This window comes from Nesterenkonia flava (assembly GCF_031432335.1).
In the GTDB taxonomy this organism is placed as follows: domain Bacteria; phylum Actinomycetota; class Actinomycetes; order Actinomycetales; family Micrococcaceae; genus Nesterenkonia; species Nesterenkonia flava.
This window is the reverse complement of the sequence record NZ_JAVKGT010000019.1, coordinates 1-25,709: the sequence shown is the minus strand read 5'-3', so window position 1 is coordinate 25,709 and position 25,709 is coordinate 1. Positions and strand designations below refer to the sequence as shown.

Genomic DNA, 25,709 nt, shown 5'->3' with positions numbered 1-25,709 from the left:
CTTTCCCTAAAGAGTGAACATAGAGAGAGATTTTTGTGTCCTAGTGTTTCTTGATGTGACGAATATTGGGGAGCTCAGCGCAGCTCGCGTAACGTCTACTGCATCATATTGTTCTTAACTATGTTCACACATTGAGGAAAGTGATGACAGAGACGGTCCAGGAAGCTCCCGAGACGGAGACTGTGCATCCCCCGGGCACAGTCCGCGGACATGCTGTGGTCTTCCAGGGAAGAGGTGACTCCCCGGCCCACTACCGCCGACTCAGTGCCCGGTTGGCGGTAGACGGCTATACCGCCCATGTGCCCACCACAGCCCCCCGGTCGCCCCAGGAGGCTGCAGACCTGTGGAACAGACTTGCCACGGGCTGGGCCCCGGAGCTTTCCACAGTGGCCATAGGCGCCGATACGGCGGCAGGATTCCTGGCCGAGGCCGACCAGCAAAAGCTGCTCTCCCCCGCTCCCGGCGGCCTGGTGCTTGCCGGAGCCGCTGTCGCCGGAGCCACCCCCTCCGCAGAGGATGAGCTGACTCTGCGCAGCGCTTGTCCCGTGCACCGGGGTGTGGCGGAAGAAGCCGGTGCGGAGAGCATCCGCACCTCGTCCATCCTTCCCACCTGGTCCATCAACGCGCCCAGCATCCCGGTCCTGGCAATTCACGGCGAAGCCGACCGCATCTCCCCTCTCCCCGAGGTCCAGCATCAGCTCCATGGCTGGAGCGCTGAACTGACCACTGTGGCCGGCGGGCTACACGATGTGCTCAATGATGTCCATCACCGCAGCGTGGCCGCGGAGATCATCACCTTCGTGGAGCGTCTACGCCTGGACCCCACGGCCACGCCCATCCTCCGCCGGAAGGTCATTGCATGACCGGTCTCTCCACCCGCCAGATTCGCTCAGGCACCTCGCCTAGCCGCCCGCAGAATCCGGTGACCGTGCCGATCTATCAGACAGCCGCCTATGAGTTCGAATCCTGGGAAGCTGCCCGGGATATCTTCGCCCTGCGCCGCAAGGACAACCTCTACAGCCGCACCGGCAACCCCACCCAGATCATCCTGGAAGAGCGCCTGGCGGCCCTCGACGAGGGGGTAGCGGCCCTGGCCACCGGTTCCGGCCAGTCAGCTGTGGCCGTAGCCCTGCTCGCCCTGGCTAAACAGGGAGAGCACATCGTCTCCTCAAACACGCTCTACGGGGGCACGGTGGACCTGCTGACCGATACCTTCCGGGATTTCGGCATCGACTCTACGCTGGTGGATCCTGCAGACCCTGAGGCCTGGCGTGCGGCCATCCGCCCGGAGACCCGAGCCCTGTTTGCCGAAAGCATCGGCAACCCGACGGCAAGTATTCTGGACATCCGCGCATTGGCAGATATCGCTCATGAGGCCGGGGTCCCCCTGATTATCGATAACACCGTGGCCACTCCCGCTCTGCTGCGACCCAAGGAGCACGGCGCGGATTTTGTGGTCTACTCCGCCACCAAACACCTGGGGGGACACGGCACCTCCCTGGCTGGAGCTATCGTGGATCTGGGCACCTTCGACTTCGGCGCTGAGCCGCACCGCTGGCCGCAGTTCACCAAGCCCTATCCGCGGGTGGGGGATGTGGTTCTCTGGGAGCGGTTCGGCCGTGGGGGCAGCGCCTTCCTGGTCTACGCGAAGACCAAGCTGGTCCATGACCTAGGCCCTGCACTCTCGCCCTATAACGCCCACCAGATCCTTCTGGGGGTTGAGACACTGGATATACGCCTGGCACGACAGTCGAGTTCGACAGCTGCCGTCGTCGCTTTCCTGGACCGGCATGCGGGCGCCTCCACCGTGCATCATCCGCGGGCCACCGGTAGTCCCTATGCCGGCCTGGCAGATCGTTATCTCGAGGGGACCCCCAGTATCCTCTCCTTCGACTTGGCTGCCGGCACCGAGGCCATCCCTGCCTTCGTGAATGCGCTGGAGCATTTCACCCTGGCCGCCAATATCGGGGATGCCCGCTCCTTGATCATTCACCCGGCCACCACCACACATTCCCATTTTGACGACGCCCAGCTAGCTTCGGCCGGGTTCTCCGCCAGTACGCTGCGGCTCTCGATCGGCTTGGAAGACCCCGAGGATCTCATGGCCGACCTGAAACAGGCCTTCGAGTTCGTCGAGGCTTTTCAGCGGAACCAGAAAGGCTGACACACCATGCACTTCGGATATTGGACTCCCGTCTACGGCGGATTCCTCCGCAACGTCGGTGATGAAGGAATGCCCGCACGCTGGGAGACGATTCGCGAGATTGCGCTCACTGCCGACCGCCTGGGTTACCACACCACGCTCATCCCGGAGCTCTACCTCAATGACCGAAAAGGCCCGACAGCGCCGAGCCTGGAAGCCTGGTCTCTCACCTCCGCTGTGCTCGCCATCACCGAGCAGCTACGCGTCATGACTGCTATCCGGCCTGGGTTCCACCTTCCTGCGGTGGCTGCCAAGCAGATGTCCACGATCGATTCGATCGCCCCCGGCCGGCACTGCATCAACGTGGTGGCTGCATGGTGGGCAGAGGAGGCCAAGCAGTTCGGAGGCGTCTTCCCGCCCCATGATGAACGGTATGACCAGGCCCGTGAATTCGTAGAAGTCATCACTGGAGCGCTGAGGGAGTCCCCCTTTGATTACCAGGGCCGGTACTTCAGTGCCCAGGGCACCACTGTCGAACCGAAGCCGAAGCAGGAACCCGGCATCTTCGCCGGGGGAGAGAGCGAATCAGGCCGGGAGGCTATCGCCTCCTTCGCCAATGCCTACGCTATGCATGGAGGAACGCTAGAGGAGATTCGGGAGAAGGTCGCCGATCTGAACCGGCGACGTGAGGAGAAGGCTGGCGAAGCGATGCGGGAATTCGCTATGTCCGCCTACGTGATCGTGCGGGATACTGAAGAGGAGGCCCAGCTGGAGCTGGAACGGATCACCGCAATCCAACCGGATTCCCCAGGCTATGCCTCTTTCAGAGAGTTCACCGCGAACTCCGCCCTGAACGTGAAGGTCTCAGCCAAGGAGTACGCCGTCGGAACCCGGGGGCTGCGGCCGAATCTGGTGGGCACCCCTGAACAGGTGGCAGAGAAGATTCGCGCCTATCAGGAGTCGGGACTGACCCTGCTGCTCATCCAATCCTCACCACTGAAGGAAGAACTGGAACGGATCGCCGAACAGGTCTTCCCCCTGGTGGAGGGAGTACAGGGAGCCTCTTAACCGGCCTGATCCGTCAGGCCCGCGGGAGGAGGCCCTCACGGCCTCCGCTGACCCAGTTCGGGTCAAAGCTGCGGTCCCCGCGGACCTGCTCAGCCAGGGCGTCGAGTGCACTCACGGCGTCGTCGTCCAGGGCTTTCTCCAGACCGGTGGCCAACTCATCCCAGTGCTCGATGTAGCGGGTCCCGGGAATCACCGACAGGTTCACGCCCAGCTGGCGAGCCTTGGCGTAGAGCCAGGCCATGGCTGTGGCCCCGGTGCTCAGGCCCGCGCCCTGACCAATCTCGCCCACGCGCTGGACCAGCTGCCGGTTCGCAGGAAGGTTCTCCGAGGAGAACCATGGGAAGGTGCGTCGAACATCGTTCTCAGCCACCGCATCAAAGTCGAACCGGTCGGTGATCAGGCCGCGTCCCACCGGAGAGTAGGCGACAAAGCCGATGCCGAGCTCGCGGCAGGCGCCGAGCACATGCGTTTCGACATCGCGGGCAAAGACGCTCCACTCGGACTGCACCGCCGTCACCGGATGCACCGCGTGGGCGCGGCGGATCTCCTCGGCGGTGGCTTCCGACAGGCCGATGGTGCGCACCTTGCCAGCCTCCACCAGCTCGCCCAGGGCTCCGGCGCTCTCCTCGATCGGCACCTCGGGGTCCACACGGTGCAGGTAGTACAGGTCTACATAATCTGTCCCCAGGCGCTTCAGGGAGCCGTCGATCTGCTCGCGAATATAGGCGGCGTCTCCGCGGGCGCGCCGCTTGCCCGGACCTCCGCCCTTGACGATGCCAACCTTGGTGGCGATGGTGACGTCATAGCGCCGCCCCTTCAGGAACTCCCCCAGGCGCAGCTCAGACTCACCGTCGCCGTAGACGTTGGCCGTGTCCAAGAAAGTGATGCCGCGGTCATAGAGGTCGTGCAGCAGCGTCTGCGAATCCTGTTCGGCAATGGCGCCGTAGGCCCCAGCGATCGACATGGCACCGTAGCCGAGCTCGGTCACGGTCAGCGCGTGATCCTCGGCGCCGAACTCAACATCGGAGGCTGCAGGAAACGTCATGGGCCTATCCTCTCAAAGTGAGCAGCCGATGAGGATCGGCTCGGGGTGCAAGTCAATGCCGAAACGCTCGCGCACCTTGGCCCGTGCTGCGCGGGCCACGGTCAGCAGGTCCTCGGTGGTGGCCGTGCCGCGGTTGGTCACTGCCAGAGTGTGCTTCGTGGACAGCGAGGCGCGTCCTTCCACCAGATCCGCACCGAACCCCTTGCCGCATCCGGAGTTGTCGATGAGCCAGGCCGCAGACAGCTTGACCAGCTCAGCGCCGTCCTCGGCGACTCCAGCGGGAAACTGCGGTGCGCCCTCGGGCAGAGAAGCCGACGACGACGCCGGCACGATCGGGTTGGTGAAGAACGAGCCCGTCGACCACGTGTCATGGTCTTCCGGATCGAGCACCATCCCCTTGGAACCTCTCAGCGCCAGCACCTTCTGACGCACCTGCGCCAGGGGTGCTCGCCGTTCACTCTCCGGCAGCTGGGGATCCAGTCCGAGACTGCGCGCCAGTTCGCCGTAGCGCACCGGGGAGGACATCGGCTGGCCCGGAGCGTGGCGGAGACGGAATCGTAGGGAGAGCACCACGTAGCGGACAGAGCCGGCAATGGTGCTGCGCTTCAGCAGAGAGTCTCGGTAGCCGAAGTCCAGGTCCTGGGCTGTGAGGGTCACTTCCTCGCCCTCGGCCCGGTCCCAGGCCCGGAGGTCCACCAGAGTCTGGGAGACGTCAGCGCCGTAGGCCCCCACGTTCTGCACGGGCGTCGCGCCGGTGGCGCCGGGGATGCCGGAGAGAGCCTCAAGCCCGGCCAGGCCGCGCTCCACGCTCCAGGCGACGACGTCGTCCCAGTCATGTCCCGCAGCCACGGTCACGTCCACCCCGTCCTCACCCACGGGTTCCGCGCTCACGCCGGTGAAGCCCAGCTGCAGCACGGTGCCCGCAAAACCCTCCTCGGCGACCAGGAGGTTGGAACCGCCTCCGAGCACCAGAAGCGTGTCGCGACCCGCGGCGCGCTGGTCTTCAGTCGGCAGTGGGTGATCCGCCAGGACGTTCAGGGCCTCAGCCTCGCTGGTAGCGGTGATCCACTCCCCTGCGGGCCCTCCGACGCGGGCGGTGGTGTGTTCGGCGAAGGTTTTCATCGCTCCCACCTTACTGTGGGCGCTCACTCTCCCAGGGGGTTGAGCACGCGTCGCAGGAAGTCCTGGGTGCGGGGCTGGGACGGGTTGCTGATGACCTGCTCGGCGGGGCCTTCCTCCACCACCACGCCCTGGTCCATGAAGACCACGCGGTCTGCTACTTCCCGGGCAAAACCCATCTCGTGGGTGACCACGATCATGGTCATGCCGGCCTCAGCGAGCTGCCGCATGCTGGCCAGCACATCACCCACGGTCTCGGGGTCCAGTGCGGAGGTGGGCTCATCAAAGAGCATCAGCTGCGGCTTCATGGTCAGCGCCCGGGCGATCGCCACGCGCTGCTGCTGACCGCCGGAGAGCTGATCCGGCTTGCGATCCGCCAGGTGCTTCAACCCCACCTTGTCCAGCTGCGCCAGGGCCTCAGCCTCAGCAGCTTCCTTAGACTGCTTCAGGACCTTGCGGGGGGTCACGGTGCAGTTCTCCAGGACGCTCAGGTGCGGGAAGAGGTTGAACTGCTGGAAGACCATGCCGATCTGCCGCCGCATAGCGTCCAGGTCCACATCGGGGTCGGTCGCCTCGAACTCCCCAACCATGATGGTGCCCGCGTTGGGGTCCTCCAACCGGTTGACGCAGCGCAGCAGGGTGGACTTTCCGGAACCGGAGGCACCAATGAGGCAAACCACCTCTCCGGGTGCCACGGTGATGTCGATGCCCTTAAGCACCTCGTTGTCCCCGTAGGACTTGTGCAGCCCCGTGATGGTCACTCCCGAGGCCGCCGGGGCCTCGGGCTGAGTATTCTGCTGCGTCATGCTTTGGCCTTCTTCCTGCTCGACCGTGCCGAGCTGCGGTTCTCCAGACGGCGGGCCAGGATGGACAGCGGTACCGTGATGATCAGATAGCAGACGCCCGCCACCACGAGCGGGGTCAGACCCGCCTGGTAGACGTTGATGCCATCGCGTCCCATCTTGGTCAGCTCAGCTGCGGAACCGGCCATACCCACCACAAAGATCAGGGATGAGTCCTTGGTCAGCAGGATGGCCTCGTTCGTCAGCGGGGGCATCACAATACGGAAGGCCTGCGGAATCTGGATGGTGATCATCGACCGCCAGGCCGGCATACCCAGGGCGCGGGCGGCCTCCATTTGCCCCTTGGGCACAGCCTGAAGGCCCGCACGCAGCGTTTCCGCGATGTAGGCGCTAGAGACGATAGCCAGCGCCGAACCGGCGATCTGCAGTGTGGAGAGGTTCCATCCGAAGGCCAGGGACGCACCGAAGCCCAGGGCGATGAACACCAGGATCGCGGGAATCCCGCGGAAGAACTCCACGTAGACGGTGGCGATCCAGCGGTAGACGGGGAAGCTGGCCATCCGCATCAGCGCCAGCACCGTGCCTCCCAGCAGGCCAAAGACGAAGCCCACCGCGGTGTACTGCAGGGTGTTCCACAGTCCGATGAGGAAGATGTCCGGGAACATCGGACCGATGTTGCCGAAGTTGAAGAAGCTGCGCTGAATCGCCGCCCAGTCCACAAAGATCAGCAGCAGCAGGACGGCACAAGCGAAGACGGCCGCCTGAATGCTCAGGCTAAGCCGTCTCCGGTGTCGGGTGGTAAGAGCCATAGAGTTTAGTCGTCGCCCTCGTCATCAGCCTCGTCCGGGGTCTCATCCGAGTGGAACCACAGCTGCTCGAGCTCATCGAGCTCTCCGCTCTCCTCAAGCTCGGCCAGCACACGGTTCACCTCGTCAATGAGCTCCTGGTTCTCCAGCTCAGCGGCGATGCCCAGCTGCTCGCCGGTCTCGATCTCATCCACGAAGAACAGATCGTCCGACTGTGCAGCCTGGTAGGCGAGGATAGAGATATTGCCAAAGGCCGCCTCGATCTGGCCGGACTCCAGGCCCTGAAGCAGCAGGCCGGAGTCGGTGTACTCGCGCAGCTCCAGACCGCGCTCCTGCGCCTCTACAGAACCGGTGGTGTCCGCCTGGGCGCCCACGGTGCCGTCAAAGCCCTCGAGGTCCTCAAGCGTGGTGATTCCGGTGTCCTCACGGGTCAGCACGGCAAGGTTGTCATCCAGGTAAGGATCCGAGAAGAGCATGTTCCCGGCACGCTCCTCGGTGATGGTCATACCGGAGATCGCCAGGTCGCACTGGTTGGCATTCAGCGCCACGCCGGACTGGATGCCTTCGAAGCCGGTCTGGACGATCTCCAGCTCCAGGTCAAGATCATCAGCGATGGCCTGGGCGATGTCGATGTCGAAGCCGACCTCGTTGCCGTCCTCGTCGATGTACTCGAAGGGTGCGTAGGGCAGGTCTGAGCAGACCTGCAGGGTGCCCGCACTGACGAGGGACAGGCCGGATTCGTCGGCGGACTCGTCGTCACTGCCGCAGGCGGTCAGGGCCAGGCCCGCGACGCCGGCCGCGGCGATCCCCTTCAACCAGGGGGAGGTCATGTCAAAGCTGGTCATTGAGCATCCTTACATCAAGGGGTCAGATGGCGTGGTGATCACAGTCAGGCTGCGAAGCATCACAGGTGCGTCGTGAAACGTCGGGAAATTATACGCCGAGGACCTATTACAACAACGTGTTGAGCAGGTCACTGGAGCTTCACGAGCGCCTGAGTCTTGGCCAACACCTTGGTCCGGGTCTGCTCGCCGGCCTCATCGGTGCTGATCAGCTCGACGGTGAGATCCACACGCGCGGTGACGTCGTCGGGGTTCAGCGCACCGATCTTTCCGGTGACTTCCAGGACGGCGGTGGGCGTCTCCGGTGAGCCCGCCGGGGCGTCAGGTACCGGAACCGGCTTGGTGAAGCGCGTCTGGTAGTCGATGATCGCGCCGGGGTCACTGGCCCATTCCACGGCGAGGTCTGCCGCGATTCCCATGGTCAGCATGCCGTGGGCAATCACGCCCTCCAGCCCCACCTCACGGGCAAAGCGTTCGTTCCAGTGGATCGGATTGTGATCCCCGGACGCCGCCGCATAGCGCAGCAAATCGGCGCGGGAGAGCTCCACGGTGCGGGAACCAATGCTCTGGCCCTTCTCCAGCTGATCAAGAGTGGGGCGGCTCATGCGGAGGCCTCCTTGGCGTCGTCGTTCTCATCATCGGAGCGCACCAGCAGCGAGGAGCTCACCGTGGACTTGGCCTCGCCGGACTCGGCGGTGATCTCCACCCGGGTGGTCACCATGGCACCGGCGCCCATGACCCGGATCCGCTCCAGAGTCGCCTGGGCGTGAAGTGTCTCCCCGGCGAAGATGGGGGCGTGATGCGTGAAGCGCTCATCCGCGTGGACCACGCGGGAGAAGTCGATGCCGGCCTCCTCATCATTGATCACGGCGGCCTCGGCGCGCTGGGCGATCACCACCGCGAAGCTCGGAGGCGCCACCAGGTCTGGATGTCCCAGCTCGCGGGCGGAGTCCACCTCGTAGTGGGCGGGATGGGCGGCCTTCACGGCGTGGGCGAACTCCCGGATCGCCTCGCGGCTGACCTGATAGGGCTGCGCGGGCGGATAGGTGTGCCCCTGGCGTTCAGTATTAATGCTCACTGGTGATCTCTTTAAGGGTTGGGCTCGTGGTGGATGTCTTAGCGCTCGTCGGTGTCGTTGCTGGCTGAGTCTCTACGGGCGCGGATGATCTGGGCCGCCTGACGCTTGCGCAGGCCGATGGAGACCACGTGCGTCAGAAGTCCGGCAACGATGAGGTACAGCCCCACGGTGCGCAGGGTCGAGGCCGCCTCGGCACCGACGAAAGCAGCCGCCAGCACCGCGAGGATCCCCGCAAAGGTCAGCCCCATGCCGCCGACCAGCGTGACACGGTAGGCAGGGGTGCCTGTGGTCCAGGGGTCCATCTGTCCGCGGTGGCCCGGCCGGCCGCCTGACTCTGGTGCTGTGCTCATCGCCGCCATCCTACCGGCCGTGTTGCGGGAGGCTGCGGGAATGCGGCGAGGCTGGACTCCCGCGCTGCATCGGTTCGGCGATTCTCACTACGTCGACCCATCGATAGGGCCGCCAAAGGAAGGGAAAGCCCAACTAGCTCTGGAACGAGCGCTGTCAGACCAGGGAGGCCAGCGCCTCACGGTAGCGGTCCAGCACCAGCTCGCCCAGGTCCGACGGGATATCCGGCTGCTGCTTGGCACCCACCCGCAGCAGGGGCTGGGTCACGACGTCGGCACCGTGCTCACGGGCCTGCCTCTCTAGCAGCGTCTGGAAGTAACCGGGCGCCAGGAGATAGCTGGCCACGACGACGCGTCGGCCGGGATGGCGCTGGCGCGCCGTGGTGACCGCCTCCGCGACTCTAGGTTCGGCGAAGGAGAGATACGCCTCCTGCACCTGCCCGGCCTGGTCTGCACCGAGCCGGGCGCTGAGCATTCTGGCAGTGGCGCTCACATCGGCCACCGCCCCGGGATCGGAGGAGCCGGCGGCACCCAGGACGACGACGTCCCCGGCGCTCCACCCCGCCTCCACCAGGCGGTGATGGAGGGCCTCGACCAGGCGTGCGTCAGGGCCGAGGGCACCGGCGATCGCGGTGGGGCGAGTTGAGGTCGTGGTCACTTGCCTCATGTCCACCTTGACGTGATAGCCCGCCGAGAGCAGCAGGGGTACCAGCACCGCAGGAGCACCGTCGGGCAGTGCCTCGAGGGTGGCGGGGATGTCCGGCTGCTGGACGTCCACGTGCCCCAGGAGCACGGGCCCGACGTCGGGTCTCTGTCCGGCCGCAAGACGCACCCGCTCGGCGAGCGCCCGGACCACCGCCTGACCTGCTGCGGACGAGGTGCCGTGGGAGATGGCGGCCAGGGCCGGCGTCGTGCTGGCTGCAGGCTCCCGTGTCTCATGGCCCGCAGCCGGCTGCGTGCTCGCCGTCGCAGCGCTCATGGTCAGACCTTGATCTCGATGTGGTCGCGGACCACGCGGACGGGGTAGGTGCGCAGGCGCAGCCCCTCTTCGCTGAGGCATTCCCCGGTCTCCAGGTCATAGACCTGCTTATGGATCGGGGAGGCCAGTGTGGGCCGGCCCTGCCGGGAGCCCACGATGCCGCGGGCCATCACATTGGCCTTCGCATAGGGGTCAAAGTGGTCTACGGCGAAGAGGCGGTCATCAGGCAGCCGCACGAGGGCGATCTGCGTGCTGCCCACCAGGGCTGCCTCGCCCCACATGGGCTCCAGCTCGCCCAGGGGGCAGATCTGGCGCCATCTGCTCTCCTGCCTCACCCTCTCCAGTGTCGCCGTCTCCTGCTGAGTCACTTGCTGCAGCCTCCTTATCTCCGTAGGGATGCTTACTGCTCTGATGCCAGCCTAGGGGCCCGGGATTTCCCGCGTGGGGCCACGGCGTAAACCGCGGATCACACTCACCTCACACGTGTCCCGCACCCTCGTGAGGACACTGTCACATCGGCCTCACATCTCAGATACGGCGGGGAAACCGCCTCCCCCTAGCGTGGTGTGACACCTGATCCGTGAAGTGGATACCCGTGGAAGGTCGCCCCATGTCTACACCTCTCAGCCCCGAAGCACCCCAGCGGCACATCGCCGTCGTCGGGGGTGGCCCGGCCGCCCACAGGCTGGTGGAGGCGCTGCTGGCCCGCGATCCCCAGGACATGCGCGTCACGCTCTTCAGCGAGGAGGCCCTGCCCCCGTATGACCGCGTGGGTCTGTCCAAGCGGTTCGAGGATCCCACCAATGACCTGCTGCTCGGGGACCCCGCGATGTGGGAGGACCCGCGCGTGAGCCTGCGGACCTCCACGCCGGTCACCGGCCTGAACCCCGCGGCTCGCACCCTCACTACCGCCTCCGGGGAGCAGGTGAGCTATGACGACGTCGTCCTGGCCACCGGCTCCTCAGCTCCCCGCCCCCCGGTGGAGGGCGCCGAGCACGTTGCGGTCTACCGCACCCTGGACGATGTCGACTGGCTGACACGCAGGGTGCATCAGCTCCGCGAAGAGCTGGGCCGACGGCCCCACTGCGTGGTGATCGGCGGCGGGCTGCTGGGCCTGGAGGCTGCCGGAGGGCTGAAGGGGCACGACGCCGAGGTGACCATCGTCCACTCCCGCCAGTACCTGATGAACGCGCAACTGGACGAGGGCGGCGGCCGCGTGCTGAACCGTCTGATCTCCCGGGCGGGCTATCACCTGAAGATGGGAGAGCGCCCCAGCGCAGTGACCGCCAACGGGGGCGGCGCCTACCCCTACACCCTGAACTTCGCCGCAAGCGACGACGTCGCCGCTGACCTGGTGGTCGCCGCGATCGGCATCACCGCCCGCGATGAGCTGGGCCGGGACGCCGGGCTGGAGCTGAACCCCCGGGGAGGGATCTTGATCGACCAGACCTGCGCCACCTCCGCCGCGCATGTGTGGGCGATCGGCGAGGTCGCGAACTTCCAGGGCATCTGCATGGGCCTGGTAGCCCCGGCCAACGCGATGGCCGAGGTGGTCGCGGACCGGCTCTGCGGAGGCGAGGCGAGCTTCGAAGGCTTCGATACCGCAGCCAAGCTCAAACTGGCGGGCATGGATGTGGCCAGCTTCGGGGACACCTTCGGGCAGACTCCGGGCGCACTGGAGGTGGTCTACGCCGATGCGATCGGCGGGATCTATCAGAAGCTGGTGGTCACCGATGATGCGAAGACTCTGCTGGGCGGGGTGTTCGTGGGAGACGCCAGCCCCTACACCGCGCTGCGCCCTCTGCTTGGCCGCGAGCTGCCCGCTGAACCAGGCGCCTTCCTCACGGCCTCCGGTGGCGGGGAGGTGGACATGGACCTGCCTGACGACGCCGAGGTCTGCTCCTGCAAGGCCGTCTGCGCCGGTGATCTCCGCCGCGCGGTCCGCGGCGAGACCACGGGAGAACCGGTCACGGCGGTGGGCGGACTCAAGGCCTGCACCAAGGTCGGCACTCAGTGCGGCTCCTGCCTGCCCCTGACCAAGAAGGTCATGGAGAAGGAGATGCTCACCCAGGGCATGGAGGTCTCCCAGGCCATGTGCGAGCATTTTGCCCACTCCCGTGCCGAACTCTTCGAAGCCGTCCGTGCCACCGATCTGCGCAGCTTCACTGACGTGGTGGACCGCTTCGGCACCCCGGCAGACTCCGGCGCAAACTTTGGCTGTGACATCTGCAAGCCAGCTGTAGCCTCCGTGCTTGCCGCCATGCACAGTGAGCACATCCTCGGCGGTGGCCGAGGCGGTCTTCAGGACACCAACGACCGAGCCCTGGCGAATATGCAGAAGAACGGCACGTACTCCGTCATGCCGCGCATTCCCGCCGGGGAGATCACTCCGGACAAGCTGGCGGTGATCGCCCAGGTGGCCAAGGACTTCGGTCTCTACACCAAGATCTCCGCCGCCCAGCGCATTGATCTCTTTGGGGCCCGTCTGGAGCAGCTGCCCGATATCTGGCGGCGCTTGGTGGACGCCGGTTTCGAGTCCGGCCAGGCCTACGGCAAGGCGCTGCGCAACGTGAAGTCCTGTGTGGGCACCACCTGGTGCCGCTACGGGCTGCAGGATTCGGTAGCCATGGGGATCCGTCTGGAGACCCGGTATAAGGGGCTGCGCTCGCCGCATAAGATGAAGTTCGGCGTCTCCGGCTGCGCTCGCGAATGTGCCGAAGCGCGCGCCAAGGATGCCGGAGTCATCGCCACCCCCGACGGCTGGAACCTCTATGTGGGCGGCAACGGCGGCGCCACTCCCGTGCACGCCCAGCTGCTGGCCAAGGACCTTGATGATGAGACCCTGATCAAGTACATGGACCGCTACATCATGTACTACGTGCGCACCGCCGACCGGCTTCAGCGCACCGCCCACTGGATCGCCGACCTGCCCGGCGGGGTGGAGCACGTCTATGACGTCGTCGTCAACGACTCTCTGGGCATCGGAGAAGACCTGGAGGCTGCCATGGCCCGTCACGTGGATCGCTACGAGGATGAGTGGGCGGCTACGCTGAAGGACCCGGAGAAGCTGCGCCGGTTCCGCAGCTTCATCAATGCCCCCAACGCTCCCGACACCGATCTGAAGTACATCGTGGAGCGGGACCAGATCCGGCCCGCCACCGAGGAGGAGCGCGGAAGCAGCGCAGTGCTGCTGGGGCCCACCATCCCGGTGCGCAGTGCCGAGGAGGACTATCACGTCCCCGAGGCACCCGCCGAGGATGGGGAGCCTGCCCTGGCGATTGTGCCCGAGCCCGAAGGAGCTAGCCTGCGATGAGCACTGAGCAACCAGCCGGCAAGCGGATCATCAGCGACGACGCCTTCTGCGCCGGTGCCACCTCCCCCGGCATCCATCCCGCCGTGGAGGGCGGAAGGGCCATGGGCGAGGTAGCCCTGGTGGGCGGAGGTCCCGGCGCCGCAGACCTCATGACGGTCCGGGCCCGCGACGTGCTGGCCGCCGCCGACGTGGTCTACTACGACCGCCTTGCTCCTACTGACGAGCTGCGCGCCTGGGCGCCGCAGGCCGCACTGTTCGACGTGGGTAAAAGGCCCGGTCACCACCGCATCACCCAAGAGAACATCCACGCGATGATGATCGCCTCCGCCCGGGCGGGCCAGCGCGTGGTCCGTTTCAAGGGCGGGGACCCGTTCGTGTTCGGCCGCGGCTGCGAGGAGGTGGCGGCCTGCCGCGAGGCCGGCATCCCAGTGACTGTGGTGCCGGGGGTGACCTCGGCGGTGGCTGTCCCTGCCGCCGCAGGCATTCCGGTCACCGCCCGCGGCGTCACCCGTGCCTTCAGCGTCATCTCCGGTCATGATCCCCTCTCCGAGGAGGAGTTCGCCTCACTGGTGGGTCTGGGGGGCACCATCGTGATCCTCATGGGCGTGGGCACCCTGGGCCACACGGTGGAGGGCCTGCGTCGCCACGGACTCCCGGCCACCACGCCCGTGGGCATCGTGGAGAACGGCTACAGCAGGCAGCAGCGCGTCAGTGTGGCGAGCCTGGAGGATGTCCTCGGGGTGGCGGCCTCGCGGCGGGTCTCCTCCCCTGCGGTGCTGGTGATCGGTGAGGTGGTGCGTCTGGCAGCGCCCGGACCGCTCGCCGGGGAGGCCGTGGTGGACCGCTACGCTGCGGCGAAGACCCGTCACGCTATTCTGGAGGCTGCGGCAGCGGCCGGCGTCGGAGAAGGCCGGGCCTTTCCCGCGGCGGATCATGCTGCTGCACCACAGTGGACCCCCGACGTGAGAGCTGGAGCGTGAGAGACGGCGTGAACCCCTCCCTGCCGGCCTCCTCAGGCGCGCCCTCCCAGGAGGCGATCCCTGAGGTCCCCAGCACCGGCAGCCCTGAGCCTGTTCCCGCACCCAGCCTGCCGCAGACGCTCTCCGGATTCCGGATCGGGGTGACCGCCGACCGGCGCAGTGAGGAGCTGATCTCCGCCTTCCAGCGCCGCGGCGCGGAGGTCATCCACGCCCCGGCCCTGCGGATCGCCTCGCTCACCGAGTCCATCACCCTGCAGCACGATACGAACAAGGTCATCGCCTCCGCGCCGGACTACGCGATCATCACCACCGCCTATGGAATGCGCCGCTGGGCCGAGGCCGCCGACTCCTACGGGGTGTGGAACGAGCTCTATGAGGCGTTGGAGGGCGCCAGCATCCTGGTGCGCGGGCCCAAAGCGCGCGGGGCAGTGCGGGCCTCCGGGCTCGATGACGACGGTGCGGCCGAGGACGAGCGCACCGAAACCGTGCTGGACATGCTGTTGGAGAACGATCTGCGCGGCAAGACCGTGGCGTTCCAGCTTCACGGTCTGCTCAACCATGATCAGATTTCCCGGCTTGAGCGTGCTGGGGCCACCGTGGTCACGGTGATGCCCTACACGTGGACCAAGCCGCCGGAAGACTCCGAGCTGCTGAAGATGATCGACGCCGTCATCGAGCGCCAGCTGGACATGGTCACCTTCACCGCTGCTCCGGCCGTTGATGCGTTCCTGGGAGTCGCCCAGCAGTATGGCAAGCGCGCCGCTCTGCTGGAGGCCCTCCAGACTGACGTTCTCACCGCCGCGGTGGGCGGCGTGACCGCCGCGCCGCTGACCGACGCCGGCATCGAAGCCGTCGTCCCCGACCGCTGGCGGCTGGGCGCCATGATCAAGAAAGTCTGCGATCACCTGGAGAATCACCACACCATTCGGCTGGAGACCCAGTACGGGCCGGTCGAACTGCGCGGGGCTCAGCTGCGTACCCCGGAGCTCTCCGCCGATCCCGTACGCCTGGCACCGGGGCCCCTGGCACTGATGCGCACTCTCATGGAGGCCGGGGGGCAGACACTCTCTCGTGAGGCCCTGCTCGAGCAGGTCCGCTACTGCGATTCCGGACATGCCCTGGAGATGTGGGTCTCCCGTCTGCGCAAGGTGCTGCCGGTCAGCGACCTGGTCCAGACCGTGGTCAAGCGCGGCTACCGCATCAAGACCTGAGCCCGTCCGCGGTCAGGGACACGCGCTCGGGCAGTACACCTCGCCACCGCCCGAAGAAGGCCCGTGAGGATCCGGCCCCGATGGTCCCCTCATCCCGCCCTCCGCCTTCAGCCCTGGTCTCCAGCGAAGGACAAAGTGTCGGATACGCGGCGCCCGCATCGCGAATCGCCCCGCACAGGCGCGCTTAATCCGACTATTTCAGCATGTCCACACGATCAGTCCCCTCAGGAGCACCGCGCTCAGGCGAGCGGAGCCGGTACCGAAGCTGCCCGGGCCGTCTCCCGCGCACCGTCCTGATGAGCGTCATCCTGGCGAGCGGAGACGGCGAGGATCTTCTCGATGCTCTTATGGCATGTGCCGCAGCCAGTGCCCGCGCGGGTCTCTGAGCTGATCTCTCCGACCGTTCTGCAGCACGACGCCGCCGCCTCGGCCACCTGCCCCACCGTGGTCCCCGCGCAGCGACACAACACATCCTCCGGTCCCAGCTCGGCCTCCTTGGTGGCGTGCTCGGCAGCCAGCAGCGCAGTGCGATCCGCCGCAGGGAGTGTGCCGCGGCTGGCATGCATTGCCAGTTCGGCAGCGGTTCGCGGCATCCCCACCGAGACAAAACCCAGCAGCCGCTCGCCCTCAGTGACGATGCGCAGGTACTGACCGTGCTTGGGATCCGACCAGGTCGAGACCTCCGGAGCATGCGGGTCCCAGGGGTCCACGTCGGTGGTGCCGGCGCAGGCCATGTTCAGGGTCTTGGACTTCACCAGGATGACGTCCAGTCCTGCGCCGCCGACGTCCTCCCCTGCCTCAGGCGTGGAGGTCTCCTCGGCCAGGGCTTCTTCGGGGATGCCGTCGGCAGCCGGGCGCACCGGGTCGGGGGCGAACTCCACAGGGACCCCTGCCGCGTCCACCTCCACCTCCGGTACGATCCCGAGGTCCTTGCGCAGGGCGGCGGCGGCCGCCTCGGCCTGCAACCAGCCCGGGGCGATGAGGCCGCTGGTCCCCCGTCCGTGAACCGAGGAGCAGTCGCCGATCGCGAAGACGTCCGGGTTCCCGGTGCTGCGCGAATCCTGATCCACGGTGATCCCCCAGGAGCAGGGCAGCCCCGCCGCCTTGGCCAGCCCGTCGCGGGGCGTGATGCCGACGCAGGTGATCAGCAGGGCGGCAGGAAGCCGCTCCCCCAGGCTGGTGCGCACTGCGGTGAGCCGGCCGTCGTCGGAGACCACCTCGGTGACATCGGTGGCGGCACGCACCTCTACCCCGCGGTGAGTGAGTTCGCGGCGCAGCAGCATCCCGGCGTCGGTATCCACCGCCCGCCCCATGGGCACGTTGCCGCGGTGCAGCAGCGTCACCGGCCGGCCGATCTCCGCGACGGCGAGCGCCGCCTCCACCCCGAGCACTCCGCCTCCCAGGACCACGACCGGCTGCGGGCTCTGTGCACTGAGCACCTCGCGCACCCGCAGGGCATCCTCCATGGTCCGCAGGGACATGACCCCCTCGGGATAGCCCTCGGCCCGCAGCTCAGCATCGAGGGCTCCACCCCGGCGCAGCTCCACCCGCATGCGCGGCACAGCGGCCTCCGCACCGGTGGCCAGCACCAGCTTGTCGTAGGTCAGGGTCTCGGGAACGGACGGGGACGGGTGGGGATCCTCGGAGAATTCACCCGAGGAAGGACCCTGAGCTGCTGGTCCCTGGCCCACTGGCGCTGCTGGCCCCTGACCCACCGGTCCCGGGTCCGTGGCGCTCAGGGTGAGAGTGCGCGCGGCGGGATCCACGGAGGTGACCTCGGTGCCCAGGTGCACGGTGACGCCGTCGTGCCTCAGTGCCTGGACGGAGTCCATCATGAGATCCTCGGGGGCAATCCGGCCCACACTGACATCGCCGATGCGGATGCGCTGATAGGCCGGACGCTCTTCCGCCCCGATGACCGTCAGCGCAAGAGCGCCGCTGCGCGCCTCGGGCAGCAGCTCCTCAAGCAGCCGGGACGCGACCGGTCCGAATCCCACCACCACCACGTGCGGGGGTCTCTCCCTTGCCTGATGGTCACCGGAGTCGTGGTCGTTATGCCGCATTTTTCGCCTCCATTCCGGCAGAAACTCCAGAGTCATCGGGGACACGGCCGTCCTGAGCGGTGACCGGGCGGATCGTCACGGGAGTCGATTTGAACTCCGGCATCGAGCTGTGCGGATCCGTCAGGCCCCGGGTCAGCAGGTTCGCGGTGCCCGACCCGGAGAAGTGGAACGGGGAGAAGATCGTGTCAGCGCGAATACCGTCGGTGACGGCAACGCGCGCAGTCATCCGCCCTTGGGGCGATTCGATCAACGCGTACCCGGTGTCATCGAGCCCGAACTGCCGGGCGGTGGCGGGATGAACCTCAACGAAGACTTCCGGATGCGCCTGCTGCAGGGCAGGCACGCGCCGGGTCTGCGTACCGGACTGATAGTGCTCCATGAGCCTGCCCGTGGTGAAGGTCAGCTCTCCAGCCGCACGCGGCTGATTCTGGCGCACGGGTCGTATGGCGCTCAGCCGCGCTCTGCCGTCTGGGTGGGCGAACGCCCGGGTGAAGACCCGCGGGGTACCCACGATCGGCTCCCCCGTCTCGGTTCGCGAGCCGCTCTCCGTCCGCTGCGGGGTGGAGGGCACCGGCCAGTAAGCGGCGGTGCCGTCGTCGTCGAGGCTGGCATAGTCCAGACCCGAATAGTCAGCCGCGGCCCCTGCAGTGGCACGCCGGATCTCCTCGAACACCTCGACGGGCTCAGCGGACCACGTTCCGGGAGCATTCAGACGCCGGGCCAGCTCCGCGAAGATCCACAGCTCAGACCGTGCCCCGGCTGGGGGATCCACGGCCCGACGACGCCGCAGGACCCTTCCCTCCAGGTTGGTCATGGTGCCCTCCTCCTCGGCCCACTGCAGCACCGGCAGCACCACGTCGGCCTCCTGTGCGGTCTCCGAAAGGAAGAAATCGGCCACCACCAGCAGATCTAGGGCACGCAGGTTCTCCACCACCCGTGAGGCGTCAGGGGCAGAAACCGCCACGTTGGAGGCGTGGACGAAAAGAGCCTTCACCCCTGCCGGGCGCCCGTCCTCGCCGGTGGTACCCATGCGGTGCAGCAGCTGGGTCGCGGGGATGCCGGGTCCGGGAATCAGCTCGGGCTCCACACCCCATACGCCGGCGATGTGCGCACGGTCCTGCGGGTTGGCGATCATGCGGATTCCGGGCAACTGATCAGACTTCTGCCCCATCTCGCGCCCGCCCTGGCCGTTGCCCTGGCCGGTGAGCGTCCCGTAACCCCCGCGCCAGCTCCCGTCGGGCTCCCCGCCGGTGACTCCGCCGCCGGGAAGCCCCAGCAGCAGGGCCAGACTAATGGCAGCCCGCGCGGTGTCGGTGCCGTCACGGTGCTGCTCCACACCGCGTCCGGTAAGGATGAACACCGGCGCACCACCGGAGCGTGCGGCGCGCGCGGCGTGCCCGAGCTTCCGCGCCAGCAGGCGGATCTGATCCGCCCCCACCCCGGTGGCCGCCTGGGCGCGTTCCGGCCACCAGTGGGAGACGGATCGCCGGAAATCCTCCAGGCCCGCGGTCCGGGCGGCGAGGTACTCCTCATCCGCATAGCCTTCTTCCAACACCACCTGAGCAACCGAGAGCAGCAGCACCAGATCCCCACCCGGGGCGGGCGCGATGTGCATCCCGGCACCGTCGGCAGTCAGCTCCGCCGTGGCCGAACGCCGGGGATCCACCACCAGGAGCCCCCCGCGGGAGCGCGCGCCCTCCAGGTGCTGGACGAACGGGGGCATGGTGTCTGCCACGTTGGAGCCCAGCATCAGAATGGTGCAGGCCTCATCAAGATCCGTCAGCGGGAAGGGCAGCCCCCGGTCCAGCCCGAAGACCATGGTTGAGGCCTTCGATGCCGAGGACATGCACCATCGGCCGTTGTAGTCGATCTGCGAGGTGCCCAGGGCCAGACGCGCAAATTTGCCCAGCGCATAGGTCTTCTCGTTGGTCAGCGCCCCGGACCCGAAAACGCCGACGACGTCGGCACCGTGGGTCTGCTGCAGACCACGCACCTTCTCGGCGATCACATCCAGCGCCTCGTCCCAGGTGGCCTCGCGGAACCGTGCCGTCCTCCCCCGACCCGCCCGGGCGCCGTCGGCCGAACGTTCGCGAATCAGCGGGGCGGTGAGCCGGTCACCGCGCCGGGTGAGAAGCTCCGCGGCGGTGTTGCCCTTGCGGCACAGCCGGCCACGATTGGTGGGGAAGCTTGCACCCTTCACGGTGAAGGACAGAGGGGGCTGTGAGGCTCCTGCCCCAGAGGGCGGGGCGCCGTGGCCCTCGGCCGGCGCAGACGCTTCCGAGACCGTCAGATCCATGGCGCACTGCAGCGCACAGTAGGGGCAGTGGGTGCGGACGGTCTCGGCTGAGGCATCGGCGTGCTGAGGCGTCGGCGTCGTCATGGTGCTCCTCAGACTCTCGCCGAGGCGAAGATCGTTCCCGGACGCATGTAGACCGCCCAGGTCAGGAACGCGAAGCCCACGTAGGCCGCGGCGAAGCACCAGAACGCGGCTTCGAAGGACCCGGTGAGCTCGTTAGAGGCATTGAGGACCTGCGGGATCGCGAAACCTCCGAAACCACCGATCGCGCCGATGAAACCGAGAGCCGCCGAGGCCTTGCGCTCGTGGCCGACACGGTCCCCGGCCGGCACGCTCAAACGGAAGACCAGGGGGATCATCCGGTAGCTGGACCCGTTGGCCACCCCGGTAATGGTGAACAGGAGCAGGAAGAGTCCCAGGTAGAGCCAGAAGCTGGACCAGCCCAGCGTGCTCACCACCACGACCGTCACCGCCGCCATGGCCGCGAAGCAGAGCACCGTGACCCGGGCCCCGCCGACGCGGTCGGCCAGCCGCCCTCCGTAGGGGCGGGCCAGGGAACCCACCAGGGGCCCGAGGAAGGCCAGCGACAGAGCAGCGCCGAGCACCTGGAAGCTGGAGAAGTCCGGGAACTGAATGCTGATGAGGGTGGGAAAGACTGAGCCGAAGCCCATAAAGGAGCCAAAGGTCCCGATGTAGATCACCGCGCTGATCCACAGGTGCTTCTCCCGCAGCGCGGCGAGTGTTCCGCGCACATCGTTCTTCGCATGAGTGAGATTGTCCATGTACCGCCACGCGCCCCAGGAGGCCAGTAGGATCAGCGGAATCCACATCAATCCGGCCGCGGACAGGTTGGGGCCGAACGTCCCGAACGCGAAGAGCGTGACGGCGATAGGGACCGTCAGCTGGGCCACGGCCACGCCGAGGTTGCCCCCGGCGGCGTTGATGCCCAGGGCCTGGCCCTTCTCCCTGGCCGGGTAGAAGAACGTGATGTTGGCCATCGAGGAGGCGAAGTTGCCCCCTCCGAAGCCGGCTGTGGCCGCGATGAGGTACAGGACCCAGACTGGCGTCTCGGGGTTGGCGAGCGCAATGCTCATGGCCACGGTCGGCATGAGCAGCAGCAGCCCGGAGATCACCGTCCAGTTGCGTCCCCCGAACATGGCCACCGTGAAGCTGTAGGGGATGCGCATGGTGGCCCCCACCAGGGGCGGCAGGGAGACCAGGAGGAACTGCTGGGAGCTGGAGAGGTCGAAGCCTGCGGCCGGAAGGAAGACCACGGTGACTGACCAGAGCTGCCAGACCGCGAAGCCCAGGAACTCGCAGAAGACGCTCCATACGAGGTTCCTGCGGGCGGTGAGCCGGCCGGGGCCGTTCCAGAAGCGCGGATTCTCGGGCTGCCAGTTGCTGATCCACCGTCCCCGTTCCACCACCAGACGGTCGGTGGGGGGCGCGTCGGTCCCTGCCGCCTCAGTGCGGCCAGGTGATGCCGCGGGCGATGCGGGACGGGTCAGGCTCGTGGAGTGCGGTGTGGTGGTGGACATGTTCCTCATGCTCCCAACTGCATGTTTCCGCTCACCGGCACAGATGTTTCCGTCAGGAAAATCGGACTTCACCCCGCACCGATGGACCTGTGAGGCGGCCTGCCGGAACTGGCTGGCTGTGCCTCTACCCGGCGGCCCCGACCGGCTGACGCGGCGCCACGCTGGTGTCCTTGGGCGGCATCTTCTCGCGCTCGTTCGGGGTGGTGGTCAGCAGGTACATCATGCGTTCCTGCACCGCCCGGTAGCGCTGGTCATCGATGATCGAGACCCGGTCGCGCGGACGCGGCAGGTCCACCTCGATGATCTCGATGATCGAGGGGTTCGGCGGTGCCCCCATCACCACAATGCGGTCGGACAACAGGATGGCCTCGTCGATGCCGTGGGTAACCATGACCACGATTTCGGTGTCGGACTCCGACTTCCACAGTTTGATCAGCTGATCCTGCAGCCGCGATCGAGTCAGCGCGTCCAGCGCACCGAAGGGCTCATCTGCCAGCAGCACCGTGGGCTCCACGGCAAAGGCCCGAGCCACCGCAGCACGCTGCTGCATGCCGCCGGAGACCTCTGAGGGCTTCTTGTCCTTCTGCTCCCAGAGGCCCACCGCGGTCAGGTACTTCTCGACGCCGTCGTCCACGCGTTGCTTGGACCAGTCGGGCCGGGCCTCCCGGACGGCCACCGCAACGTTCTCCGCCAGTGAGAGCCGAGGCAGCAGGGAGTAGTTCTGAAACACCATGGCCCGGTCCGGACCCGGTCCGGTGATCTCATCCCCGTCCAGGGTGACTCGGCCACCGTCCACGCTGCTCAACCCTCCGAAGGTGTTCAGCAGAGTGGACTTTCCGCAGCCCGAGTGACCGATGAGGCTGACGAACTCGCCGCGCCGGACCTCGAGGTCCACTCCTCGCAGCACGGACTGGACGCCGCGTTTGGTGCTGTAGGACTTCCAAATGCGATCAACGCTGAGGCTCATGCCCTGTTCTCCTCTGTGCTGGTTCCGGCGGCGCGCTCATGTCGCGCCGCCTCTCGGCCGGCTGCCGCGGCGCCGGCCTTCACGCCTGAAGAGGCCGTTAGCGAGCTCATGCCCTGTTCTCCTTCTTGGTGAGGAATCCGACGGCTTTGAGGAAGAGAAAGTCCACCAGCAGGCCGATCAGGCCGATCCACACGATGTTGGCCATCATCTGGTCGAACCGGGAGCCGTTGTAGGCGTTCCAGGTGTCATTGCCGATGCCTGTGGCGGTTCCGAGCATCTCCACGGCCACGATCACCAGCCACGCCATGCCGAAGGCCAGCCGCATGCCGGTGACGATCGCAGAGAGCGTGTTGGGCAGCAGCACGTGGCGGATATAGGCGGCGCGACCGAACTTGAAGACCTTGGCCACCTTCTTCTGATCCTCCGGGATCTCCGCAGCACCAGCGGCAGTGTTGATGGCGATCGGCCACAGGGCCGTCACAAAGATCACCCAGATGGAGGCCTGCTCGGAATTCATGAAGATCACCGCAAAGATCGGGAACCACGCCAGCGGCGAGACCGGGCGCAACAGCTGCACCACCGGATTGGCGGCGTTCCACCACCGCAGCGAGGTACCCATGGCCAGGCCCAGGGGAATTCCGACGACGGCGGCGAGCGCAAATCCTTCCAGCACGCGCCCCAGCGAGGCTCCCAGCAGCACGGCGATGCCGTGCTCGTTCGTGGCGGAGTAGAAGGGGTCGGAGAGGTCCTCCAGCAGACGTGCGCCGACGTCGAACGGTCCGGGAAGGCGATCGGGGGCGAAGAGACCCCAGACCATCACCAGGACGGTGAAGCCGACCGCTCCCCAGCCTGCCGCCGAGGCGTAGGTGAGCCCGAGGCTCTCTTTCTTGGGAGCCGGCGGCGTTTCGGCTCCTGAGGATGCCGGCGGGGCGGCGCGCCCAGACCCGGCCGTGGTCGTCAGCGTCTCTGGTTCTTTCAGCGCAGTGGGCGTCATGGCCGTGCTGCCTCCTCATCGGGGTTGTGGGGATCGAAGGTCACGCCGTCGAGGACCACCTCGAACGGCTCCATGTCGTCGTCGGGAATCTCAAGACCTTCAGCCTCGGCCACCTCGTGATAGAGGTCGGTGAGCATGAGCTCATCCACCATCGAGTAGTCGGGGGCCTCGTTGAGGTACCCGAACCGCTGGTACTGGGCCAGCGCCCAGAGAGCGTGGGACTTCCGGGGCAGGTTCACGAAGCCCTCCGAGTGGTACATCATCTGGGTGGCGTCGAACTGACCGGTGGTGCCGTCTCCGAAGTCATAGGCGCCCAGCAGCCGGGACTCGATGTCCTCCACCGGGGCGTTGACCCAGTCCTGCGGGGAGATCAGCTCCGCCGCCTGAGCTCGGTTGTCCAGATCGTCCAGCCAGGCGGAGGCCTGCAGGATGGCCCCCATGACATCGCGCAGCACGTCCTGCCGCTCCTCAGAGAACCGCTGATTGACCACCAGCGCCTTTTCCGGGTGGTGAGTCCAGAGGTCCTGGGTGGCCAGGTGGGTTCGTCCGATGTCCCGAGAGACAGTGACCCCGGGCCAGGGTTCGCCCACGCAGTAGGCGACCATCTCGCCGCGCTCCGCGTTGGCGACCATCTCCGGGGGCGGAGTGGTCTCCAGGGTGACGTCGGTGCGGGGGTCCAGTCCCATGGCCTTGAGCCAGTACTCGATCCACAGGTCATGGGTGCCGCCGGGAAAGGTCATAGCCAGAGTCGGGCTGCTGAGGCGGCGCAGCACCTCTGCAGCAGCGTCGATGTCCCCGTAGCCGACATCGGGGAAGTGCTCGTGGGTGAGGCTGATCGCCTGGCCGTTGTTGTTCAGCATCATGGCGATCCGCATGTCCCGGGCGCCGTTGCCGCCGATCCCGCAGGCCACCGACAGCGGCATGGAGTAGAGGCAGTGGGCCCCGTCGATCTCCCCGGACTGCAAGTTGTCACGGGTTGTGGCCCACGAGGTCTCTTTGCGCACCAGCACGTTGAGGTCGCGTTCTGCGAAGTAGCCGTTGATCTCCGCGACCGCCAGCGCGGCGAAGTCGGTCAGCGCTATGAAACCTAGGGTGACGTTCCGGGCGCCGTCGCCCGCCCGCTCCCCGGAGCCGCCGCCGTCGGCGCCGGTCAGACCAAACGCCCTGCATCCGGTGAGCAGACCCGCCAGTGAGACCGCGCCCGTGCCAGCCAGAAATCCTCGCCGAGAAAGTGCATCCATACGGCAACACTAGGGAGGCGCTATTTCACTGCCGTCTCTGTCAGGTCACCAGCCCTTGACGGTTTCTTCACGCACCTCTAATCCGCATGTGAGAGGCTCCTCACATCCCAGTAGCATGAGCATCATGCACCCACCACACCCCGGTGAAGAGCCCCCGATGACTCCCGCGGCCAAGCCCCAAACTCAGCCGCGAATGGGCCTGCGGGGCACGGTCGAGGCCGTCTGCGTGGTGCACCAGCTGGTCTCCGATCCCGGCCAGGTGGGGGTCACCGCCATTGATAAGCGACCGGTGCAGGGGCCTGTGCGAGTCCGAGCGCTGGGACTCCACGGCGATGTCCAGGCCGACCGCAAGCATCACGGGGGTCGGGACAAGGCTGTCTACGCCTATTCCCAGGACGACGCCGACTGGTGGGCCGCCCACCTCAGCCAGCCGGTGCCGCCGGGTCGCTTCGGTGAGAACCTGCGGGTCAGCGGGATGGACGTCGATGCCGCACGCGCCGGCGAGCGCTGGAGGATCGGGGAAACCGTGGTGCTGGAGGTCACGCGTCCTCGCATCCCGTGCGCTACTTTCGGACGGTGGTTGCAGGAGAGAGGCTGGGTGAAGCGATTCGTGCGGGCAGGCCGTCCCGGGACCTATCTGAGGGTCATCACCTCGGGCGAGATCCAGGCAGGGGACGCCGTCGTCGTCCTCTCCGAAGGACCGCCGGGACCCACTATGCGCGAGACGGCCCTGGCCAAGGGCCCTGCGACGGCGCGACCACACGACTGAGCCGAGGCCTCCGACTGTCCGTGGGCTGAAGGCGCCATGCGGGGTCACGCTCCGTGATGCCTCACGGTCAAGTCCCCGGGAAGTGATCCCCCGTGCCTCATGTAAAA

Annotated in this window: 23 protein-coding genes; 7 read left to right on the top strand and 16 right to left on the bottom strand. The window is 66.9% G+C overall.

All coding sequences use genetic code 11. The annotated features are described in order from the left end of the window. The first annotated feature begins 143 nt into the window (after positions 1 to 143). Genes RH857_RS08360 through RH857_RS08350 form a run of 3 tightly spaced genes read left to right on the top strand, consistent with a single transcriptional unit; the run spans position 144 to position 3,211 of the window. Complete coding sequence (locus RH857_RS08360; protein ID WP_310537521.1) at positions 144 to 863, top strand: alpha/beta fold hydrolase; 720 nt, start codon at positions 144 to 146, stop codon at positions 861 to 863. After that, positions 860 to 2,164, top strand: a complete 1,305-nt coding sequence (locus RH857_RS08355; protein ID WP_310537520.1) for an O-acetylhomoserine aminocarboxypropyltransferase/cysteine synthase family protein — start codon at positions 860 to 862, stop codon at positions 2,162 to 2,164. Before RH857_RS08360 ends, RH857_RS08355 begins: the two co-directional genes overlap by 4 nt. 6 nt (positions 2,165 to 2,170) lie before the next feature. After that, positions 2,171 to 3,211, top strand: coding sequence for an LLM class flavin-dependent oxidoreductase (locus tag RH857_RS08350; RefSeq protein ID WP_310537519.1), 1,041 nt, complete (start codon positions 2,171 to 2,173; stop codon positions 3,209 to 3,211). Positions 3,212 to 3,224: 13 nt separating this feature from the next. Here RH857_RS08350 and RH857_RS08345 read toward each other — a convergent pair whose 3' ends face one another. The 10 genes from RH857_RS08345 to nirD form a co-directional block, all read right to left on the bottom strand. Next, entirely contained in the window at positions 3,225 to 4,256 is a 1,032-nt protein-coding gene (locus RH857_RS08345; protein ID WP_310537518.1) for an aldo/keto reductase, read from the bottom strand. Between the two features lie 12 nt (positions 4,257 to 4,268). Next, positions 4,269 to 5,405 carry a UDP-N-acetylmuramate dehydrogenase gene (locus tag RH857_RS08340; RefSeq protein ID WP_310537517.1) on the bottom strand — a complete coding sequence of 379 codons (1,137 nt, stop codon included), beginning with the start codon at positions 5,403 to 5,405 and terminating at the stop codon, positions 4,269 to 4,271. Further along, the gene (locus RH857_RS08335) at positions 5,402 to 6,181 is read right to left on the bottom strand and encodes an amino acid ABC transporter ATP-binding protein (protein WP_310537516.1); all 780 of its coding nucleotides are present in this window, start codon (positions 6,179 to 6,181) and stop codon (positions 5,402 to 5,404) included. Before RH857_RS08335 ends, RH857_RS08340 begins: the two co-directional genes overlap by 4 nt. Next, a complete protein-coding gene (locus RH857_RS08330) occupies positions 6,178 to 6,987 on the bottom strand; it encodes an amino acid ABC transporter permease (RefSeq protein ID WP_310537515.1) in 810 nt (269 codons plus the stop codon). The genes RH857_RS08335 and RH857_RS08330 overlap by 4 nt, the downstream gene beginning before the upstream one ends. 5 nt (positions 6,988 to 6,992) lie before the next feature. Beyond that, a complete protein-coding gene (locus RH857_RS08325) occupies positions 6,993 to 7,829 on the bottom strand; it encodes an ABC transporter substrate-binding protein (protein ID WP_310537514.1) in 837 nt (278 codons plus the stop codon). A 128-nt stretch (positions 7,830 to 7,957) separates the two neighbouring features. Then, complete coding sequence (locus RH857_RS08320) at positions 7,958 to 8,431, bottom strand: MaoC family dehydratase (protein ID WP_310537513.1); 474 nt, start codon at positions 8,429 to 8,431, stop codon at positions 7,958 to 7,960. Then, positions 8,428 to 8,904 carry an FAS1-like dehydratase domain-containing protein gene (locus RH857_RS08315; protein WP_310537512.1) on the bottom strand — a complete coding sequence of 159 codons (477 nt, stop codon included), beginning with the start codon at positions 8,902 to 8,904 and terminating at the stop codon, positions 8,428 to 8,430. Before RH857_RS08315 ends, RH857_RS08320 begins: the two co-directional genes overlap by 4 nt. A gap of 38 nt (positions 8,905 to 8,942) precedes the next feature. Next, the gene (locus RH857_RS08310; RefSeq protein ID WP_310537511.1) at positions 8,943 to 9,254 is read right to left on the bottom strand and encodes a hypothetical protein; all 312 of its coding nucleotides are present in this window, start codon (positions 9,252 to 9,254) and stop codon (positions 8,943 to 8,945) included. A gap of 154 nt (positions 9,255 to 9,408) precedes the next feature. Continuing rightward, the gene (locus tag RH857_RS08305) at positions 9,409 to 10,230 is read right to left on the bottom strand and encodes a sirohydrochlorin chelatase (RefSeq protein WP_310537510.1); all 822 of its coding nucleotides are present in this window, start codon (positions 10,228 to 10,230) and stop codon (positions 9,409 to 9,411) included. Between the two features lie 2 nt (positions 10,231 to 10,232). Beyond that, the gene (gene nirD / locus RH857_RS08300) at positions 10,233 to 10,598 is read right to left on the bottom strand and encodes a nitrite reductase small subunit NirD (RefSeq protein WP_310537509.1); all 366 of its coding nucleotides are present in this window, start codon (positions 10,596 to 10,598) and stop codon (positions 10,233 to 10,235) included. A 242-nt stretch (positions 10,599 to 10,840) separates the two neighbouring features. Here nirD and nirB point away from each other — a divergent pair, with 242 nt between their 5' ends. From nirB to RH857_RS08285, 3 genes are read left to right on the top strand one after another with little or no spacing between them, the layout of a single operon-like run. Continuing rightward, positions 10,841 to 13,543: a nitrite reductase large subunit NirB gene (gene nirB / locus RH857_RS08295; protein WP_310537508.1), complete on the top strand. Its 2,703-nt coding sequence runs from the start codon at positions 10,841 to 10,843 to the stop codon at positions 13,541 to 13,543. Beyond that, complete coding sequence (gene cobA, locus RH857_RS08290) at positions 13,540 to 14,523, top strand: uroporphyrinogen-III C-methyltransferase (RefSeq protein ID WP_310537507.1); 984 nt, start codon at positions 13,540 to 13,542, stop codon at positions 14,521 to 14,523. Before nirB ends, cobA begins: the two co-directional genes overlap by 4 nt. A gap of 8 nt (positions 14,524 to 14,531) precedes the next feature. Further along, the gene (locus RH857_RS08285) at positions 14,532 to 15,734 is read left to right on the top strand and encodes a uroporphyrinogen-III synthase (protein ID WP_310537506.1); all 1,203 of its coding nucleotides are present in this window, start codon (positions 14,532 to 14,534) and stop codon (positions 15,732 to 15,734) included. A 239-nt stretch (positions 15,735 to 15,973) separates the two neighbouring features. On the opposite strand, the gene RH857_RS08280 is transcribed toward RH857_RS08285, so the two are convergent. The 6 genes from RH857_RS08280 to RH857_RS08255 form a co-directional block, all read right to left on the bottom strand. After that, the gene (locus RH857_RS08280; RefSeq protein WP_310537505.1) at positions 15,974 to 17,797 is read right to left on the bottom strand and encodes an FAD-dependent oxidoreductase; all 1,824 of its coding nucleotides are present in this window, start codon (positions 17,795 to 17,797) and stop codon (positions 15,974 to 15,976) included. Continuing rightward, on the bottom strand, positions 17,787 to 20,177 hold the full coding sequence (locus tag RH857_RS08275; RefSeq protein WP_310537504.1) for a molybdopterin oxidoreductase family protein: 2,391 nt from the start codon (positions 20,175 to 20,177) through the stop codon (positions 17,787 to 17,789). Before RH857_RS08275 ends, RH857_RS08280 begins: the two co-directional genes overlap by 11 nt. An 8-nt stretch (positions 20,178 to 20,185) precedes the next feature. Continuing rightward, entirely contained in the window at positions 20,186 to 21,631 is a 1,446-nt protein-coding gene (locus RH857_RS08270; RefSeq protein WP_310537503.1) for an MFS transporter, read from the bottom strand. A gap of 124 nt (positions 21,632 to 21,755) precedes the next feature. Next, positions 21,756 to 22,598 carry an ABC transporter ATP-binding protein gene (locus RH857_RS08265; protein ID WP_310537502.1) on the bottom strand — a complete coding sequence of 281 codons (843 nt, stop codon included), beginning with the start codon at positions 22,596 to 22,598 and terminating at the stop codon, positions 21,756 to 21,758. Between the two features lie 106 nt (positions 22,599 to 22,704). Beyond that, a complete protein-coding gene (locus RH857_RS08260) occupies positions 22,705 to 23,592 on the bottom strand; it encodes an ABC transporter permease (RefSeq protein WP_310537501.1) in 888 nt (295 codons plus the stop codon). Next, positions 23,589 to 24,833: a CmpA/NrtA family ABC transporter substrate-binding protein gene (locus tag RH857_RS08255; RefSeq protein ID WP_310537500.1), complete on the bottom strand. Its 1,245-nt coding sequence runs from the start codon at positions 24,831 to 24,833 to the stop codon at positions 23,589 to 23,591. The genes RH857_RS08260 and RH857_RS08255 overlap by 4 nt, the downstream gene beginning before the upstream one ends. A gap of 193 nt (positions 24,834 to 25,026) precedes the next feature. Here RH857_RS08255 and RH857_RS08250 point away from each other — a divergent pair, with 193 nt between their 5' ends. Next, the gene (locus tag RH857_RS08250) at positions 25,027 to 25,602 is read left to right on the top strand and encodes an MOSC domain-containing protein (protein WP_310537551.1); all 576 of its coding nucleotides are present in this window, start codon (positions 25,027 to 25,029) and stop codon (positions 25,600 to 25,602) included. The last annotated feature ends 107 nt before the right edge of the window (positions 25,603 to 25,709 follow it).

Bases quoted from the DNA above. Each gene is read 5' to 3' on its own strand.
- RH857_RS08360 (WP_310537521.1), top strand. From the start codon at position 144: ATGACAGAGACGGTCCAGGAAGCTCCCGAGACGGAGACTGTGCATCCC.
- RH857_RS08355 (WP_310537520.1), top strand. From the start codon at position 860: ATGACCGGTCTCTCCACCCGCCAGATTCGCTCAGGCACCTCGCCTAGC.
- RH857_RS08350 (WP_310537519.1), top strand. From the start codon at position 2,171: ATGCACTTCGGATATTGGACTCCCGTCTACGGCGGATTCCTCCGCAAC.
- RH857_RS08345 (WP_310537518.1), bottom strand. From the start codon at position 4,256: ATGACGTTTCCTGCAGCCTCCGATGTTGAGTTCGGCGCCGAGGATCAC.
- RH857_RS08335 (WP_310537516.1), bottom strand. From the start codon at position 6,181: ATGACGCAGCAGAATACTCAGCCCGAGGCCCCGGCGGCCTCGGGAGTG.
- RH857_RS08330 (WP_310537515.1), bottom strand. From the start codon at position 6,987: ATGGCTCTTACCACCCGACACCGGAGACGGCTTAGCCTGAGCATTCAG.
- RH857_RS08325 (WP_310537514.1), bottom strand. From the start codon at position 7,829: ATGACCAGCTTTGACATGACCTCCCCCTGGTTGAAGGGGATCGCCGCG.
- RH857_RS08320 (WP_310537513.1), bottom strand. From the start codon at position 8,431: ATGAGCCGCCCCACTCTTGATCAGCTGGAGAAGGGCCAGAGCATTGGT.
- RH857_RS08310 (WP_310537511.1), bottom strand. From the start codon at position 9,254: ATGAGCACAGCACCAGAGTCAGGCGGCCGGCCGGGCCACCGCGGACAG.
- RH857_RS08305 (WP_310537510.1), bottom strand. From the start codon at position 10,230: ATGAGCGCTGCGACGGCGAGCACGCAGCCGGCTGCGGGCCATGAGACA.
- nirB (WP_310537508.1), top strand. From the start codon at position 10,841: ATGTCTACACCTCTCAGCCCCGAAGCACCCCAGCGGCACATCGCCGTC.
- cobA (WP_310537507.1), top strand. From the start codon at position 13,540: ATGAGCACTGAGCAACCAGCCGGCAAGCGGATCATCAGCGACGACGCC.
- RH857_RS08280 (WP_310537505.1), bottom strand. From the start codon at position 17,797: ATGCGGCATAACGACCACGACTCCGGTGACCATCAGGCAAGGGAGAGA.
- RH857_RS08275 (WP_310537504.1), bottom strand. From the start codon at position 20,177: ATGACGACGCCGACGCCTCAGCACGCCGATGCCTCAGCCGAGACCGTC.
- RH857_RS08270 (WP_310537503.1), bottom strand. From the start codon at position 21,631: ATGTCCACCACCACACCGCACTCCACGAGCCTGACCCGTCCCGCATCG.
- RH857_RS08265 (WP_310537502.1), bottom strand. From the start codon at position 22,598: ATGAGCCTCAGCGTTGATCGCATTTGGAAGTCCTACAGCACCAAACGC.
- RH857_RS08260 (WP_310537501.1), bottom strand. From the start codon at position 23,592: ATGACGCCCACTGCGCTGAAAGAACCAGAGACGCTGACGACCACGGCC.
- RH857_RS08255 (WP_310537500.1), bottom strand. From the start codon at position 24,833: ATGGATGCACTTTCTCGGCGAGGATTTCTGGCTGGCACGGGCGCGGTC.
- RH857_RS08250 (WP_310537551.1), top strand. From the start codon at position 25,027: ATGGGCCTGCGGGGCACGGTCGAGGCCGTCTGCGTGGTGCACCAGCTG.